Annotated in this window: 15 protein-coding genes and 2 pseudogenes; 8 read left to right on the top strand and 9 right to left on the bottom strand. The window is 62.6% G+C overall.

Translation table 11 applies throughout. The features are described 5' to 3' along the window. Window positions 1-102: 102 nt before the first annotated feature. The 3 genes from tpiA to LUA85_RS21180 are packed head-to-tail and all read right to left on the bottom strand — an operon-like array spanning window position 103 to window position 3,172. Window positions 103-846: a triose-phosphate isomerase gene (gene tpiA, locus LUA85_RS21190; RefSeq protein ID WP_076711785.1), complete on the bottom strand. Its 744-nt coding sequence runs from the start codon at window positions 844-846 to the stop codon at window positions 103-105. Continuing rightward, the gene (gene glpK, locus LUA85_RS21185; protein ID WP_183952008.1) at window positions 843-2,342 is read right to left on the bottom strand and encodes a glycerol kinase GlpK; all 1,500 of its coding nucleotides are present in this window, start codon (window positions 2,340-2,342) and stop codon (window positions 843-845) included. The genes tpiA and glpK overlap by 4 nt, the downstream gene beginning before the upstream one ends. Window positions 2,343-2,359: 17 nt before the next feature. Continuing rightward, a complete protein-coding gene (locus LUA85_RS21180) occupies window positions 2,360-3,172 on the bottom strand; it encodes an MIP/aquaporin family protein (RefSeq protein ID WP_076711783.1) in 813 nt (270 codons plus the stop codon). 141 nt (window positions 3,173-3,313) lie between these two features. On the opposite strand from LUA85_RS21180, the gene LUA85_RS21175 reads away from it, so the two are divergent. The 3 genes from LUA85_RS21175 (at window position 3,314) to LUA85_RS21165 (ending at window position 6,268) form a co-directional block, all read left to right on the top strand. Further along, window positions 3,314-4,891 carry a glycerol-3-phosphate dehydrogenase gene (locus LUA85_RS21175; RefSeq protein ID WP_083748312.1) on the top strand — a complete coding sequence of 526 codons (1,578 nt, stop codon included), beginning with the start codon at window positions 3,314-3,316 and terminating at the stop codon, window positions 4,889-4,891. 57 nt (window positions 4,892-4,948) lie between these two features. After that, window positions 4,949-5,710: a DeoR/GlpR family DNA-binding transcription regulator gene (locus LUA85_RS21170; RefSeq protein WP_076711787.1), complete on the top strand. Its 762-nt coding sequence runs from the start codon at window positions 4,949-4,951 to the stop codon at window positions 5,708-5,710. A 192-nt stretch (window positions 5,711-5,902) separates the two neighbouring features. Continuing rightward, window positions 5,903-6,268: a hypothetical protein gene (locus tag LUA85_RS21165; RefSeq protein ID WP_231472254.1), complete on the top strand. Its 366-nt coding sequence runs from the start codon at window positions 5,903-5,905 to the stop codon at window positions 6,266-6,268. A 137-nt stretch (window positions 6,269-6,405) separates the two neighbouring features. Here LUA85_RS21165 and LUA85_RS21160 read toward each other — a convergent pair. After that, window positions 6,406-6,549 (bottom strand): annotated as a pseudogene (locus LUA85_RS21160) (IS6 family transposase); the annotation flags it as partial. Between the two features lie 54 nt (window positions 6,550-6,603). Between LUA85_RS21160 and LUA85_RS21155 the strand changes: the two are divergent. Next, a complete protein-coding gene (locus tag LUA85_RS21155) occupies window positions 6,604-7,296 on the top strand; it encodes a plasmid pRiA4b ORF-3 family protein (protein ID WP_066969391.1) in 693 nt (230 codons plus the stop codon). Window positions 7,297-7,299: 3 nt separating this feature from the next. Here the strand turns inward: LUA85_RS21155 and LUA85_RS21150 are convergent, their stop codons facing one another. Continuing rightward, window positions 7,300-7,896, bottom strand: a complete 597-nt coding sequence (locus LUA85_RS21150; protein ID WP_066488604.1) for a recombinase family protein — start codon at window positions 7,894-7,896, stop codon at window positions 7,300-7,302. Between the two features lie 172 nt (window positions 7,897-8,068). On the opposite strand from LUA85_RS21150, the gene LUA85_RS21145 reads away from it, so the two are divergent. Continuing rightward, window positions 8,069-9,493, top strand: a complete 1,425-nt coding sequence (locus LUA85_RS21145) for an ISKra4 family transposase (protein ID WP_066488601.1) — start codon at window positions 8,069-8,071, stop codon at window positions 9,491-9,493. Here LUA85_RS21145 and LUA85_RS21140 read toward each other — a convergent pair. The 4 genes and pseudogenes from LUA85_RS21140 to LUA85_RS21125 all read right to left on the bottom strand — a co-directional run. Next, window positions 9,460-9,831, bottom strand: coding sequence for a hypothetical protein (locus LUA85_RS21140; protein WP_231472253.1), 372 nt, complete (start codon window positions 9,829-9,831; stop codon window positions 9,460-9,462). The two genes, LUA85_RS21145 and LUA85_RS21140, sit on opposite strands and share 34 nt — an antisense overlap. Further along, the gene (locus LUA85_RS21135; RefSeq protein WP_231472252.1) at window positions 9,831-10,220 is read right to left on the bottom strand and encodes a hypothetical protein; all 390 of its coding nucleotides are present in this window, start codon (window positions 10,218-10,220) and stop codon (window positions 9,831-9,833) included. Before LUA85_RS21135 ends, LUA85_RS21140 begins: the two co-directional genes overlap by 1 nt. A gap of 30 nt (window positions 10,221-10,250) precedes the next feature. Further along, a complete protein-coding gene (locus LUA85_RS21130) occupies window positions 10,251-10,649 on the bottom strand; it encodes a hypothetical protein (RefSeq protein ID WP_125985081.1) in 399 nt (132 codons plus the stop codon). 596 nt (window positions 10,650-11,245) lie between these two features. Further along, window positions 11,246-11,572, bottom strand: a pseudogene (locus LUA85_RS21125) (virulence-associated protein E); the annotation flags it as partial. 537 nt (window positions 11,573-12,109) lie between these two features. Here LUA85_RS21125 and LUA85_RS21120 point away from each other — a divergent pair. The 3 genes from LUA85_RS21120 to LUA85_RS21110 all read left to right on the top strand — a co-directional run bounded on the left by LUA85_RS21120 (window position 12,110) and on the right by LUA85_RS21110 (window position 15,577). Beyond that, the gene (locus LUA85_RS21120; protein WP_029623213.1) at window positions 12,110-13,306 is read left to right on the top strand and encodes an AAA family ATPase; all 1,197 of its coding nucleotides are present in this window, start codon (window positions 12,110-12,112) and stop codon (window positions 13,304-13,306) included. Continuing rightward, window positions 13,303-14,382, top strand: coding sequence for a ParB/RepB/Spo0J family partition protein (locus LUA85_RS21115; protein ID WP_010408848.1), 1,080 nt, complete (start codon window positions 13,303-13,305; stop codon window positions 14,380-14,382). The genes LUA85_RS21120 and LUA85_RS21115 overlap by 4 nt, the downstream gene beginning before the upstream one ends. A gap of 79 nt (window positions 14,383-14,461) precedes the next feature. Beyond that, on the top strand, window positions 14,462-15,577 hold the full coding sequence (locus tag LUA85_RS21110; RefSeq protein WP_029623214.1) for a replication initiator protein A: 1,116 nt from the start codon (window positions 14,462-14,464) through the stop codon (window positions 15,575-15,577). Window positions 15,578-15,720: the final 143 nt, after the last annotated feature.

The raw sequence follows: 15,720 nt of genomic DNA, 5'->3' as shown, positions 1-15,720 counted from the left end.
CATCGTGAACTGGTCGCATCGAGCCCGCGCAATGATCGTCATCATGAGGCCGAAGGACCGGGAACGCCGTGGCAGGGGTCGTCGTGGTCATTCAATGCCGGGTCACCGGAACGTGACGGTAGCGGATACCGCGGCGATGATGGCCTGGAATGCCTCGCGGTCCAGACTGGCGCCACCGACCAGCACGCCGTCGACATCCTGTTCCCGGGTAAAGGCCGCGGCGTTGGCCGCATCGACCGAGCCGCCGTACAGGATCGGCACCGCCCTCCCGGCGACATCGCCCAAGGCCGCGATCAATGCCGCGCGCAGGGCGGCATGGACCGATGCGACGCGCGATGGCGCGGGTGTCCGCCCCGAACCGATCGCCCAGACGGGTTCGTACGCGACGACGATGCCCGCCGGCGCACCACCGGGCAGCGACGCGCGCAACTGCGCCGCGACCGTGCCGGGATCCTCCCCCTCGTCCTCCTCGCCGACGCAGATCAGCGGGCCCAGCCCTGCCGCCACGGCGGCGGCCGCCTTGCGGGCAACCAGCGCGTCGCTTTCGTTGCATTGGCGGCGGCGCTCCGAATGGCCGACGATCACCAGCCGCGCGCCCGCCTCCGCGATCAGCGCCGCCGAGACCGCGCCGGTATGCGCCCCGCAAGGTGCGGCGTGGCAATCCTGCGCGCCGACGACGATGCCCGCGACGCCCCGGTCCACAGCCAGCGCGATCAGCGGGAACGGCGGACACACCGCCACTTGGACACCCGGCCCCGCCGCCGCGGCAAAGCGGGGCAGTGCCGAGAGAAGCTCACGCGATCCGTTCATCTTCCAGTTGGCGACGACGAGCTTATTCATGCTCATGCCCGCGGCCCGGTCAACGTCTTCGCCAGCGCCGCGTGCCAGCCGGCGACCAGGGTCGCACGCGCGGCCGGACCCATTCTGGGCTCGAAACAATCGCCGCGCACCCAGGTCCTGGCCAGCGCATCGAGGTCGGGCCACACGCCGGTGGCCAGACCGGCGTGGAACGCCGCGCCCAGTGCCGTCGTCTCCAGATGCCGCGGCCGCTCGACCGGCACGTTCAGCATGTCGGCGAGGAACTGGCACAGCCAGTCGTTGGCGGCCATGCCGCCGTCGACCCGGATCATGGCGGGCGGCGCGCCGCCATCGGCGATCATCGCATCGGCCAGGTCCATCGTCTGATACCCGACCGCCTCCAGCGCCGCGCGCGCCAGATGCGCCTGGGTCGTCCCCAGCGTCAGGCCGAAGATCGCGCCGCGCGCATCCGGATCCCAATGCGGGGCGCCTAGCCCGACGAACGCGGGGACCATGAAGACGCCGTGGCTGTCGGGCACCTGCGTCGCCATGTCGTTGGTCTCGCGCGCATGGGTGATGACGCCGATGCCGTCGCGCAGCCACTTCACCGCCCCGCCGGCGATGAAGATTGATCCCTCCAGCGCATAGGTGATCCTGCCGTTCAGCCGATAGGCCGGCGTGGTCAGCAGCCGGTTTCCGGAGGCCACCGCCTGTTCGCCGGTATTGAGCAGCATGAAGCAGCCGGTGCCGTAGGTCGATTTGGCCATGCCGGTTTCGAAACACGCCTGGCCGAACAGCGCCGCCTGCTGATCCCCGGCGATGCCCGCCACCGGGATCGCGGCATCGAACAGGCCGTCGGCGGTGTGGCCGAAGATGTGGCTGTTGTCGTGCACCGCCGGCAGCAGCGCCATCGGCACGTCGAACAGGGCGCATAATTCCGGATCCCAATGCTGGGCATGGATATCGTACAGCAAGGTGCGGCTGGCGTTGGTCACGTCGGTGGCGTGCACCGCGCCGCCCGTCAGCCGCCACAGCAGGAAGCTGTCGATCGTGCCGAACGCCAGCTCGCCTCGTTCCGCGCGCAGACGGGCACCGTCGACATGGTCGAGGATCCAGGCCAGCTTGGTCGCGGAAAAATACGGATCGAGCAGCAGTCCCGTCTTCGCGCGCACGGCCGGTTCATGCCCTTCCCGCTTCAGCCGCGAACATAGATCGGCGGTCCGCCGGTCCTGCCACACGATCGCGTTGTGGATCGTTTCGCCGGTCGCGCGGTCCCACACCACCACGGTCTCGCGCTGGTTGGTGATGCCGATCCCGGCGATGCCGGCCGCGCCGACGCCGCTTTGCGCGATCGCGTCCCGCGCGGTCGCCAGTGCGTCGCGCCAGATGTCTTCCGGATCGTGCTCGACCCAGCCGGGGTGCGGATAATGCTGCGCGAACTCGGTCTGCGCGGTGGCGACCGGCTGCGCATCGGCATCGAACACGATCGCGCGGGTGGAGGTGGTGCCCTGGTCGATCGCCAGGATGTGCTTGGGGCCGGCCATGTCTCTCTCCTTGAAGGTCATGCCGCGACGCTCGTGCGCGGCGGCAGATAAGGCTTCACCAGATACTGGTACATGCCAGCGCCGATCACGCCGCCCAGCAGCGGTCCGGCGATCGGCACCCACCAGTAATTGTCCGGTCCCGGCAACGCGGCGTCGCCCCACCCGGTCAGCCAGCAGAACAGCCGCGGTCCGAAATCGCGCGCCGGATTGATCGGCCAGCCTTCCAGATAGCCGGCCGCCGCGCCGATGCAGGCGACCAGCAGTCCGATGACGAGCGCGCTGGCGTTGGCCATCGGAGCGGAGGTATTGAATTCGTCGGTGATCGCGAAGATGCCGAGCAGCAGAATGCCGGTTAGGATCACCTCGTCCCAAAAGGCGTGGAGCGGCGTGATGTGCGCGCCGGGCGCGGTGAAGAACACGCCGGCGGCACCGCCGCCCGCACGGGTCAGCCCGTGAGTGACGTTGTAGGCGTCGATCACCGGCCCGAACAGCTGATGGACCAGCGCCGCACCGATCATCGCCCCCACCACCTGCGCAACGACATAGGGCAGCACCTTGGCGCGCGGAAAGCCGCGGAACAGCGTCAACGCCAGCGTCACCGCCGGGTTGGCATGCGTGCCCGATACCGCGCCGGTGACGTAGATCGCGATCGTCACCGCCAGCCCCCAGGCGATGCAGACGCCCCAATAGGCGGTGGCATAGGGACTGGGATCGTAGAGGATCAGCATCGCCGCCGCCGAATCGCCCAGCGTGATGATGATCGCCATCGCCAGCGCCTCGGCGATCAATTCGCCCCTCAACGTGGTGCCTGCCATTGCCTGCCGGGTCATGCCGCTCTCTCTCCCACATCGAGTTCGTAGCTCGTGACCGGATTGTCACGCTATTTCGATCGAACGTCAACACTTTCGTTTGAAAGTTCGTATTGGCAGGTGCATATTCGTTTTCAGACATCCCTGCCGGTCGATCCGGCGATGAGGAGGCGATCAGTGGTTTACCAGACAGCATCCACACAAAGTTCACGCGCACGGCACGACGTCGATCTCCTGATCGTCGGCGGCGGCATCAACGGCGTCGGCATCGCCCGCGATGCGGCGGGGCGCGGCCTGTCCGTCGCGCTGGTCGAGAAGGACGATCTCGCCAGCCATACTTCGTCGGCATCGACCAAGCTGATCCATGGCGGACTGCGATATCTGGAATATTACGAGTTCCGGCTTGTGCGCGAGGCGCTGATTGAACGCGAGCGGTTGTGGGCCATGGCCCCGCACATCATCTGGCCCCTGGAGTTCGTGCTGCCGCAAGGCCAATCGCCGCGTCCGGCCTGGATGGTGCGGCTGGGGCTATTCCTCTACGACCATCTCGGCGGTCGCAAGAAGCTGCCAGCGACCCGCACCGTCTCGCTGGATCGCGATCCGGTCGGCAACGGGCTGAAGCCGGGTTCGCCGCGCGCGTTCGTCTATTCGGATTGCTGGGTGGAAGACAGCCGGCTGGTCGCGCTGAACGCCCGCGACGCGGCGGATCGCGGCGCGACGGTGTTGACGCACACCCGGCTGGCCGCGGCACGCCGCGAGGGTACAGGCTGGATCACCACGATCGAAGATGCGCACGGGACGCGCGATCTGACGGCGCGCGCGATCGTCAATGCCGCGGGGCCATGGGTGGCCGATGTGCTGGGCGACGTGCCCGACGCGCGCCGGGATCGCGGCGTCCGGCTCATCAAGGGCAGCCATATCGTCGTGCCGCGGCTTTACGAGGGTGCCCACGCGTTCATGCTCCAGAACCCCGACCGGCGGATCGTCTTCGCCATTCCCTATCAGGAGCGGTTCACGCTCATCGGGACGACCGACGAGGCATGGGAAGGCGCACCGGGGCGCGCGACGATCGGCCAGGGCGAGATCGATTATCTGCTGGAGACGGTCGCGCGCTATTTCGAGCGGCCGGTCGCGCAGGCCGATATCGCCTGGACCTATTCGGGCATCCGCCCGCTGTACGACGATCATGCCGCCAACGCATCGGCGGTGACGCGCGATTATGTGCTGGATCTGGACGGCAGCACCGATCGCGCGCCGATGCTAAGCATCTTCGGCGGCAAGATCACGACCTATCGCAAGCTTGCCGAGCATGCGATGGGCGAACTCGCGCCCTTCTTTCCCGAAGCGGGCAAGGCGTGGACGGCGGGCGCCGTCCTGCCGGGCGGCGACATGCCGGACGCCGATTTCGATCGCTACGTAACCACGCTCGTGGCGCGCTATCCGGCGATGCCGTCCGCGTTGCTGCGCCGGCTCGCGCGCGCCTACGGCACCTGCACCGAAACCGTGATCGGCGATGCGCAGACCCCCGCTGATCTGGGCGAAGATTTCGGGGCCGGGCTGTACGCGCGGGAGATCGACTATCTGCGCGACCGCGAATGGGCGACCAGCGCGGAGGACATATTGTTCCGCCGCGGCAAGCTGGGCCTGCACGTCGCCGAAGGTACCGCCGAACGGATCGACGCCTATCTGGCGGATCGGCTAGGGTCGGGTGCGAGCAACCGGATGTCGGCTGCATCCTGACGGAGAACATGTGTGGAAACGACCGGTCGCGACGAGCAGGACGTAACCGCGGACGGCATTGTCGCCCGGCACTTCCAGATTCTCGAACTCGCACGCAGCGCCGGGAAAGTCGCGGTGGAGGAACTGGCCGACCGGCTTGGCGTCACGCCGCAGACGATCCGCAAGGATCTGAACATTCTCGCGCGCAAGTCGATGCTGTCGCGCGTCCATGGTGGCGCAGTCGTAACATCGGGTGTCGACAATATCGACTATGTCACCCGCCGCGCCGTCGCTACCGGGGCGAAGGCGGCGATCGGCAGGGCCGCGGCCGCGCTGATCCCCAACGGGGTGTCGCTGTTCATCAACATCGGCACCACGACCGAGGCGGTGGCTAACCACCTCGTCCACCATCGTGACCTGATGGTGATTTCGAACAACCTCAACGTCGTGGATATCCTGGCCGACCGCGACGGAATCGACATGGTCGTGGTCGGCGGCCAGGTCCGTCGCCACGACCGTGCGGTCGTCGGTGCGCTCGCGATGAACTTCATCCGCGCGTTCAAGGTCGATTATGCGCTGATCGGCATCTCCGCGATCGACCCGGACGGCAGCCTGCTGGATTTCGCGGTGGACGAAGTGCAGGTCACGCGAACGATCATCCAGCACGCGCGCAAGGTGATCCTGGTAGCTGATTCGAGCAAGGTCGGGCGTCCCGCGCCGGTGCGTGCCGGCGATCTGCACGACATCGATTATCTGGTGACGGACAATCTGGTCGGTCCCGCGCTGACCGCGGCGTGCGGGGAAGCGGACGTGAAGGTCATCGAAACGGATGATCGTTGAACATAGCAGCTGGACCACGCTGCAGTCATGACGATGTATCGCCGAACGCACATCGTCGCGATGATATGATTATGGTGACGATAGGGGTCGAAGGCGGACAGCATTGCCGACGCGATGTCGCTTTTCGACAACTCGGCGGGTGTGGCTTGACCGTCGCGCTGCTGCGGCAAGTTCGTGTCGTAGGCGGTCTGGATGCGACCGCCCCCCCGTGCCGCTGCGAGCGTTGCCCATGCGGCATCGGCGGCGCGCGTAGCTTCGCGTACCGCGGTATCGATCTGGAACCGTTCGGCGCGGTATATCGCCTCCGCTTGTGGTACGCGGGAGGATACCAGCGCGCCGGTCAGCAGGGGAACACACGTTACGCAGCGGCGACGGTCGCCAGCATCTCTTCGCATCGGCAAGGTTGACAACGACGCTGGCGCGCTGCGCCTCCAGTTGCGCCACGTCGCTACGGGTGGCCTGACCCAGCCCCCAGCGCGCGCGGATTGCGGACACCCGCGCGTCGAGCCGGTAGATGCCAACCCGCGCGACCTCGACCGCCTGCGGGTTGTAGAGTAGATCGGCATAGGCGGTAACGACACTTTCAATGATGACGCCTCGGTATCGCGTTTGCCGCGCTTCTCGCCGGATACTCGGTGCAGGGCTCTGTTGCAAAAAGCTGGCGGGTCTGAGCGCGGCCGTTGCCCCGATCGGTTTCAGGTGGTGTATACGTTGAACTGTCTCTCGATCAGACGCACTTCTCCCATGATGCCGCCGCCATATTGGAAGATGGCCGCCTGACCTTTGCGAAGGGCGTGCATGACCTCGAATCCCTTGATCGTCGCATAAGCCGTTGTCAAAGGGGGGCATAAAAAAGCTGGGGGTGACGGTGCTGATCCGGTAGCTTTAGGAGCATGTCGAAACCGGCTCCGCTTGTCGCTTACCGTCTGAAGGTCGGCCTCCGGGATATATCGCCGATGATTTGGCGACGCTTGCTGGTTCGCAGCGATCTGACGCTTTTTGGTCTGCACCGGGTAATCCAGATCGCGTTTGGTTGGGAAGATTATCATCTCCATGCTTTCAAGGTGCATGGGCGCCGTTTCGGCACGCAAAGGACGGGTGAGCGTCACCACCTTGTCGAGGACGGGAAAATTCTGAGGGAACTGACACTTGCCGACCTGTCGCTGCGAGTGCGGCAACGCATGATGTACGAATACGACTTCGGCGATTTCTGGGAGCACGAGATCCGCGTCGAAGCGCGTGAACAACCGAGCGCAGACAAGCCCTGGCCGGTCTGCACCGATGGTGCTCGCGCCGGTCCGCCTGAGGATATCGGCGGACCGGGTGGATATGAGCGATTGCTCGAACGTCTCGATGAATTGCGCTTCGATCAGGGAAATGGCCTGGATGACTTTCTGGATGAAAACGATACCAGCGACGGCGAGGAAGATGACGGCGAAGAGTGGACGCCAGCTGACCGCGCCGGGTTCGACGGTCCAGATGATCCGCTGCTGCGCTACGATCCAGATTCCATCGATCGCCGCGCCATCAATCTCGCGTTGAAGGCTGAGTTTGTCGGCAAGGACCGGCCAATGTCTGTGGACTGATGCTCAGGCAAGCTCGGCTTGAGCGCGTCTGTCATCGCGTACCCGCATGATCGTCTGCCGGCTTGTCGAGAACGCCTTGCTGAGCGCGGACACGGTTTCGCCGCTTTCAAGGCGGCGCTCGACCTCGGCGCGCTCGTCTGTTGTAAGGCTCGCAGGCCGTCCGATGGCCTTGCCCTCCGCCCGCGCGCGGCGTAGCCCGGCCTGGGTGCGTTCGATCAGCAGGTCGCGCTCGAATTCGGCGACCGCGTTGATAACGCCCATCGTCAGCTTGCCTGTCGACGAGGTGAGATCGACGCCGCCCAGCGCCATGCAGTGGACGCGAACGCCCATGCGATCGAGATCGGCGACGGTGCTCGCCACATCCATCGCGTTGCGGCCGAGCCGGTCGAGCTTGGTGACGACGAGGACGTCGCCATCCTCTAGCCGGTCAAGCAACCGGGCAAAACCCTTGCGTTCTTTCGCCGCAACCGACCCGGAGATGGTTTCGGCGACGATCCGCCGCGGCTGCGCTGCAAAGCCAGCGGCCTCAATCTCGTGCAACTGGTTGTCGGTCGTCTGGTCGACGGTCGAAACGCGCAGATAGGCAAAGGTGCGTGACATGGATCCGGCCTCGATTGTCCGGAAGGGGTGTCCAGTAAAATTGGTGTGTCCGCAAGATGGTAAGGCTATTTTATGGACAGGGTTAGCTGTAGGTGACCGTAACCGGTCGGTTTCGGACGGCGGCACCGATGTGCCGGCCAATGAGTTCCCTTCTTCATGGAGGAATGAGCTCATGCGCTTCACCATCACCCTCACCGCAGCAACGGACGACAGGCCAACCAGCGGCATATCCATCGCCGTCATCGAACGCGACGACGACACGCTTACGATCGATGATCTCGGTCTCAGGATCGCGGAGAGCAAGCGACTGCTGGCCGCGCTGCAGCTCGCTGTGGTTCAGACCCAGGCGCTCGACTGGTGTCGCCGCCAGCGCGCTTGTCCGTGCTGCGGATCAGCAAGGCAAATCAAGGATCATCGTTCGATCATGGTGCGCACGCCGTTCGGAAAGATCGCCGTGCCAAGTACCAGGTTCCGGCGATGTACATGTAAACCCACAGCGGGTATCGCGGCGCCGATCGTGGCGGCGCTGCCCGAACGCGTCACGCCGGACCTTCTCGAGCTAGAGGCGCGCTGGGCTTCGCTCGCGTCCTACGGCATCACCGCGGAACGCCTTGCCGACGTCCTTCCGATCGGTGACGCGATCAACGCGACGACGATCCGGCAGGACACCCTACGCGTCGCGGAGCGTTTGGAAGCCGAGCTTGGCACCGAGCGACGCTGTTTCATCGAAGGCTGCGAGGCGGACTGGACCGATGGTCCGCTGCCAGGACCGCCTGTCACTGTCGGGATCGATGGAGGCTATGTACGATCATGGTACGATCGGCCGAACAATTTCGAGGTGATCGTGGGTAAGTCCGTCGTCGATCCGGGCGAGGATGGCGAAATTAGCGAGCCAACGCGCCGGTTCGGCTTCGTGGTCGGACATGACGACAGGCCGCGTCGTCGCCTTCATGAATTGCTGCTGGAGCAAGGCGTCGGGATGGACCGTGAGATCACCTTCATGTCCGATGGTGGCAGGAACGTCCGCAATCTTCAATGGGACATGCGGCCGAACGCCGAGCATGTCCTCGACTATTTCCACATCGCCATGCGGGTGACGGTCATGCAGCAGATCGCGCGCGGATTGCCGCCCCCATCCGAGACGGATAAAGACGTGGCCGTCGCCACTCTCGAGCGAGTTCGGCACTTCCTCTGGCACGGCAACTGGCGCCGTGCTCTCGACCTAATCGGCGACGTCGAGACCAGAATGCTTGGTGCGACAGATCCGGATGTCACCGACGAGCCGATGAGCCACCCACAGGTCTCGCCGCAAGCTCGCAATCTCCTCAAGCATTTGCGGGAGTTCGAAAGCTATATCAGCGCCAATGCCAGCATGATCCCGAACTATGGCGAGCGACGACGATATGGCGAAGCAGTCTCGACCGCCTTCGTGGAATCGACCGTCAACCAGGTCGTCGCAAAGCGCTTCGCAAAGAAGCAACAGATGCAGTGGACGCCCAGAGGGGTGCATCTGCTTGTGCAACTCCGCGTCCGTACCCTTGATGGCACGTTGGCCAATGACTTTCAGAGGTGGAGGGACGAACGGAAGGCGGCATGACCCCCAACTTTCTCATGCTCCCCTACACCATAGATAGCAACACGGAAGTCGGATCCCGTAGTCGCTTCGGCCCCAGCGAAGCCTTTGGGAAAACGTGCCGAGAGCGCGGGCGCCAGACGCCCCAACTCTCCCATGATCCGCAAACGTCGCGACGCCTCTGCAACAGTAAGGCCCTCCGTCTTCGAGAGCTGTTTGGCAGTCGCATCGTCAGGATCGTTGAACGGTTCGTCAAACGTTGCAAGTCGAATGGTTTTCGTGTTCGATACGGCATGCGCTGCCGAAATCGCGACCGAGGCGAGGACGCAGGCTGCGCCAAGCCGAAAAGCACGCTTCTTCATCACCCTTCTCCTTCAACATAGCTACTGGTTACGTACGGACCTCCACATGCTTGGAGCTGCTGATATGCCTCTGGATCGCCTTGCAGGAACTCGATCGACCCATCACCGCCGCGGATCGTAACCTGCATTCCACTTTTGAAGAGGCGGCCATCGGGTGCCTTCACTGCCTTCGCGGTGCTGTCCCACACATGACCATGAGGCCAGATCAGCGTCCGCTTTGATCCAGAAACCATAAGGTAGGTACAGTTGCCGCGGTACGACAGCCGGCCATTTAAATGTTCCGGGATCACGATATCGGTAGGTGGAGATGCCGCTACGTACGGCGCTACAGCTGAGCATGCAGAAAGTTGAATGCAGCCGGTAAATACAAACAATCCCTTGAGAGCCACGGATCGTATGATAAAGCGAAACGGCATCTCTTATCGCTCCACCTGAGCGATATCACGCGAGACGACTCTGCTAAACGATACCCTCACCGGGTCGTTTGAAATAATGCTGTATGTTGGACTTTTGTCTGGCGTCAAGCCGCTTGCGCGCAAAGCTTTGTTGACTGGTTCGCCAGCGATCCGATTTAACACTTGCGGCAAGTTTGAGCTGCTAAGGCCCGAAAGCTCACCCTTGATTTCGCATCCGGCTGATCGACAATCTACGGAAATTTGCGTGGGAGCGCCAGCCGAGGCAAATACTTCTCTGATCTTGCCTTCGGTACCCGGTGCCCATGCGAGATCGCGGCTTTGGCTGTGAAGGGAACGCCGGACCCGTTCCGGATCGCCTGAAATATCGAATGCGCTACTCTTCTCCTCTGTGGTATCGGCCACGCGTGAGGAGATAGCGCTGGGGGTCAGGGAAGGCAATGCAGAGGAGCCGGTGACCACCTGGACCTCGCCGCGCTTATCGCTATAGGATCCAGATTGACGAAGAACCAGGGAACTGACAACGCCAAGCGCCGCCAAGGCAATAGCCAAAACGCCTAGTAGCCGAGGTGACTTGCGCCTTTCCATCACCGCAGGCTCCGATTAGCTTTGATATTAATTCCAAGCTTTAACATGCGATGTGTACAGCACGTTTGCTTCAAATTGATGTCACAGCAGTTGAAGATCGCTGAAAAAGGCCTTGGTGGAGGTTGACCCGATTTGGTTTACACCAAGCTCGCCGAGCTCCGAAAGCTGCTGCATGGTGGCCTCGACCCGGTGCGGACCCGTGAACTCACCGACGAGATGAGGGCGGCAGGGTTGCCGCTGTGATGGCGCCAAACCGGCATCCTGCGTCAGCGTATCAGCATTGTGCGTCCGTCTCACCGATCGTGCGCTGCGTCTCACGCAATGTGCGTCGAGCAACGCCATCCGTCTCAACTAATCTGCGCCGAAAACTCCCCTCTATTGCGCGTTTGGTCGAGCATCATTGCAGGCCGCTATAGATAGCGTTCTGCCAGCGTGCCTCCGAGGGAAAGGGCGTCATCCCATAGCCGGCTGACATTGCCGGAAGAGACGGCAGGAGTATCGGTATAGCTGAAATGGTCGCGAATGGGCACGCGTCGGAGTTCACGCAGAACGTCTTCCCGGTCGCATCCGGCGAAGCAGGTCACTAGAATTCCGCGATTGCCCTGGCGGATCGACAGGCTTGGGGTGCTGTCGGAATGCGCCGGGCAAAGGCACATGGCGGTTCTGCCGTGCCATGTGCCGCCAAGTGCGCCAACAAGATCGATGAGTTGCTGCGAAGGTCGTTCGGCTGTGAGGGCCATGATCGGCTCCTTTCACAACCTCGGCCCCCCTCCCCTTCTCCACGAACACCGTTTTAGAGGTTATCGGAGAAGCAAGACGGAACAGATCGCGCGATGGGTCGTGCGAGACGCGACTCTTTTCATGTCTCGAAAGCAGTTGTTGGAGCGAATAGTCCCGGCTCGAGCCGAATCGCCGTGGACTGAGAGGTTCCATCTCTGACGCTGTGCCCGCCAATCATCTTTGAGATGATTCGCGTTGCTGTGAATGCCCGTTGTCTGAGCTTCAAAGTCGGACAAGACTTGAGGATAAGTCCTCAAGCGGCGCGTGCTGGCGAGTGACTCATCTTGATTTTCGTCCGGGTTTATAGGCGAAATGATACACACGCGGATGGTCCGGGACTCGGGGGCAATAAGAGGGCTTGTCCCTGCGCACGCCGGGTCAGGTCACCCTATTTGACTAACCACCCTGCATTTGGCATATCTGTCCGGGATTAGGGGCCATTATGCGGTGCTTTTCACGAACCGTGGCCGGTTTGGGTTCAAAAAGGGGACATGCCCATGCTGTCGGGTCAGATTCTCGATGCGATGATTACCTCGTGCGAGAATGCCAAGACCGTGCTGCGACAGGCGGCCATTGATCCATCCGATCGCAAAACGCTGAACATTTCAATGGGGGCGACAGTCGCCGCTGAATTGCTCGGCCGAACGCCGGAAGCGCTTTCCAAGGCTGAGGCGCGCGGACGCTTGCCCGCCCCCAAGACGGCCACCAACGGACGCCGATTCTACACGGTCGAAGATTTGATCGCCATTCGCGAGAAGCTCGGCATCAAGATGGGTAAATTGCCCTCCGAGCGCGCGGTCGTCATCGCCGTGCAGAACTTCAAGGGCGGCGTCAGCAAATCGACGACGGGCAAGCATCTTGCAGATTACCTTGCGCTGCGGGGATATCGCGTTCTTGTTGTCGATTGCGATCCCCAGGCGTCGATGAGTGTTATGTTCGACGTCAATCTAGAGGCATTGGTGGACGAGACGCACACGCTCTCGAACTTCCTCTCCCCCAGAATCGACGAAGCCGATTCGCTGCGAAAGACGATCCAAAAGACCGCGTGGCCGAATATCGATATCTGCCCCGCCAACCTGGGCCTCCAGGACACCGAGTGGGAACTGACAGCAACCATCGAGGAGGGCCCTACCGCCATTGCCGGCGCGTTCCGCATGCTGAGAATTGGCCTGGAAGAGGTCCGGCACGACTATGACGTCGTTATCCTCGATCCTCCCCCTGCCATGGGCTTTTTGGGCGTGAACACGTTGACGGCCGCGGACGGCTTGCTGATCCCCGTGCCGGCTCGGCAACTCGATTATCTTTCGACAATCCACTTCATGCAGACCTGTCGCGAAGCGATGGACCTCGTCTCGAAGTTCGACACTTCGATCGACTACGGGTTCATTCGCGTCGTCTGCACCATGTTCCAGCCCAACAGGACCAACGAGGCTCAAATGCTTCAGGTCATGGAGAAGACCTACGCTGGCCAGATGCTGTCGACGCCGATACTCCTGTCGGAAGAGATCAAGAATGCCGGGTTGTCGATGTCGTCGATCTACGAAATCAACAAACCATATGGGTCGCACCAGACGTACACGCGGTGCCGTGACAACCTCAACATGGTGTTTCGCGAGATCGAAAAGGATATTTGCAAGCAGTGGCCGTCGCGTATGGCGCAGGTCGGCACCGACAGACTGACGGAGGCGGCATGAGCAGCGCAGGGGGCCGGCGTCGCAGCCTACTGGCGAATGCCATCGAAAGCATCGGCACGACCCCTGCCCCCACGTCCGTGGCCGAAGTCGCGGATGCCGAGGCGCTGGTCGATCGCGATAAGCCGGTCGACGAACCTTCGACGCCCTCATTCCTGGAGCGGCGTGGTATTGCGTTCGATGAAATCGCCCGCACGGTCAAACGTCCGACTATCCGTCTGAAGCCCTCGGAATGCTCCATCTGGCCGGGCAATGCTCGCGATCATGCGGCGCTGAGCCACGAACGCTGTGCCTCGCTCATTGATTCCATCCGCGAGGAGGGGACGAACCGCGAGCCGGTTGTGGTGCGGCGGACGCCGAACGCCGAGACCCCCTACGAGTTGATCGTCGGCACCCGCCGGCATTTCTCGGTTTCCTGGCTGAATGCCAACAACCATAGCGAAATCGAGCTCGTAGCGCGTATCGAGACGCTCGATGACGAGGCCGCTTTCCGGCTCGCCGATTTGGAAAATCGAGAGCGCGAGGACGTCACCGATTTGGAGCGTGCGCGCAATTACAGGCACGCTGTCGACGCATATTACAACGGGGTTCGCACGCAGATGGCCGATCGCTTGGCCATCGCCAAGCAGAACCTCCACAACCTCCTCCAGCTCGCGGAGTTGCCGGACGAGGTCGTGGCAGCGTTCGCCGAGCCCGGAGACCTCAAGGTCCGACACGGCATGCGGCTCTCGCCCCTGCTGAAGAACGAACAGCACCGCGACGCGATCATCGCCGCAGCTATAGCCCTCGGTGCCGAGCAACAGGCGCTGAAGGACGCTGGAAGCGACAAGATTGAGGGTATCAAGGTCTGTGAGCGCCTGGCCGCAGCCGCAGTGGCTCCCGCGGCGTCGAAGAAGCCTGTACCCCGTGCCAAGCCGGCCCTCACCGCCGCCTCGGGTCGCGAGATCGGACAGGTTCTTGCTGATACACGGGCCAAGGGAATTACGATCAACATCAACCCCAAGGGCACAGCGTCGGTCGACGAGATCCTCGAAGCGCTCCGCCCTGCCCTTGAGAGTGCGAAGTTCAGTCGAAATTGAGTAAAATCTAGTTTAACGCTTTATTTTCAATTAGTTGGCTCCCGGTAAAATGCGTTTTACCGATGCCACGGGACACGAGATGCAACAGGATCACCGCGAAGACGGTCAAGTAGACCTCTTTCTCCCTCAGCTGACTGCGCTTCCTCTTCGGGATCAGCGCGAAACGATGGAGCGGCCCTTTTTCTCGCTGTCGAAGCGCAAGCGACTCAAGCCGATCGACTATGTCAGTCCGGATCGTAAGATCACCGTCCATGTCTCCGCTAATTCGGAATATGGTCTGGCGACTATCTACGACCTCGACATACTGATTTACTGCGCGTCAGTTTTGATCGAGCACAAGCGGCGAGGTGCCAACGACATCCCGCAGACGCTCCACGTCGTCCCATACGACATGCTGAAGACTCTGAAGCGCGAGGTTGGTGGACGCGCTTACGATCTTCTGGGCAATGCCCTCGACAGGCTCCAATCGACCACGGTGAAGACGAACATCCGCTCAGGAGATGCCGTCGAGACCACCTTCTCCTGGATCGACAGTCACAGCCAGCTTAAGGATCGGTCCGGAAACGTGCGGGGAATGAGAATTACCCTCGCGAAATGGTTCTACGACGGGGTGTTGATGGACGGCGGCGTGCTCGCCATCGATCCGGCTTATTTCTCGCTCACAGGCGGGCGCGAACGCTGGCTCTATCGGGTCGCGCGCAAACATGCGGGTGGGGCCGGAAGCGACGGTTTCGCCATCTCGATGCCAACGCTCTTCGAGAAATCCGGCGCGGAAGGCGATTATCGGCGCTTCAAGTTCGAGATGACCAAGATCGCTCGGGAGAACGATCTGCCAGGCTACTCCCTGGACATCGAACAGCGTGACGATGCCGAACCGCTGCTGCGCATGACCAGGCGCGATCGCGAGCCGTCCGAGGAGGGCAAGCCCTCCCCTGCCCTCGCCCAAGCCTCGCCTGCGGCCGTCAAGGAAAAGGCGCCCGAGGAACCGGCTATCTCCTTCCCCTCGAGCGGGCATATCTCGCATTCGGCATTCGGTGCGATCGCCCGCGCCAACCTGCCCAGCCCCCAACGCGACCACGGTCTCGTTGGAGACGATTTCCGGAACTTCCTCCGGCAGCGCGAGATAGCGTTCGACGCGAAGAACATCACACAGATATTCGCGACCTTTTGCGCGAAGCAGCGTCCGGTCAACTGATCGACGCCGTAGGCGCAATCCGCCAAAACGGTCTTTCAGGAACAGGGTCGAGAATGGCTCGCGCGCGCACGTCAACTTATCCGTGTGGACCGTTCCCGAAGTAACGAGCCGGGCCCCGGACCCGTCTGTATGGCGCCCCATCA

Origin of the sequence: Novosphingobium sp. CECT 9465, assembly GCF_920987055.1 — a bacterium.
Classification (GTDB): Bacteria; Pseudomonadota; Alphaproteobacteria; order Sphingomonadales; family Sphingomonadaceae; genus Novosphingobium.
The sequence above is the reverse complement of the archived record's forward strand: the minus strand, read 5'-3'. Positions and strand labels throughout refer to the sequence as shown.

Bases quoted from the DNA above. Each gene is read 5' to 3' on its own strand.
- tpiA (WP_076711785.1), bottom strand. From the start codon at position 846: ATGAGCATGAATAAGCTCGTCGTCGCCAACTGGAAGATGAACGGATCG.
- glpK (WP_183952008.1), bottom strand. From the start codon at position 2,342: ATGGCCGGCCCCAAGCACATCCTGGCGATCGACCAGGGCACCACCTCC.
- LUA85_RS21180 (WP_076711783.1), bottom strand. From the start codon at position 3,172: ATGACCCGGCAGGCAATGGCAGGCACCACGTTGAGGGGCGAATTGATC.
- LUA85_RS21175 (WP_083748312.1), top strand. From the start codon at position 3,314: ATGAGGAGGCGATCAGTGGTTTACCAGACAGCATCCACACAAAGTTCA.
- LUA85_RS21165 (WP_231472254.1), top strand. From the start codon at position 5,903: ATGCGACCGCCCCCCCGTGCCGCTGCGAGCGTTGCCCATGCGGCATCG.
- LUA85_RS21155 (WP_066969391.1), top strand. From the start codon at position 6,604: ATGTCGAAACCGGCTCCGCTTGTCGCTTACCGTCTGAAGGTCGGCCTC.
- LUA85_RS21150 (WP_066488604.1), bottom strand. From the start codon at position 7,896: ATGTCACGCACCTTTGCCTATCTGCGCGTTTCGACCGTCGACCAGACG.
- LUA85_RS21145 (WP_066488601.1), top strand. From the start codon at position 8,069: ATGCGCTTCACCATCACCCTCACCGCAGCAACGGACGACAGGCCAACC.
- LUA85_RS21140 (WP_231472253.1), bottom strand. From the start codon at position 9,831: ATGAAGAAGCGTGCTTTTCGGCTTGGCGCAGCCTGCGTCCTCGCCTCG.
- LUA85_RS21120 (WP_029623213.1), top strand. From the start codon at position 12,110: ATGCTGTCGGGTCAGATTCTCGATGCGATGATTACCTCGTGCGAGAAT.
- LUA85_RS21115 (WP_010408848.1), top strand. From the start codon at position 13,303: ATGAGCAGCGCAGGGGGCCGGCGTCGCAGCCTACTGGCGAATGCCATC.
- LUA85_RS21110 (WP_029623214.1), top strand. From the start codon at position 14,462: ATGCAACAGGATCACCGCGAAGACGGTCAAGTAGACCTCTTTCTCCCT.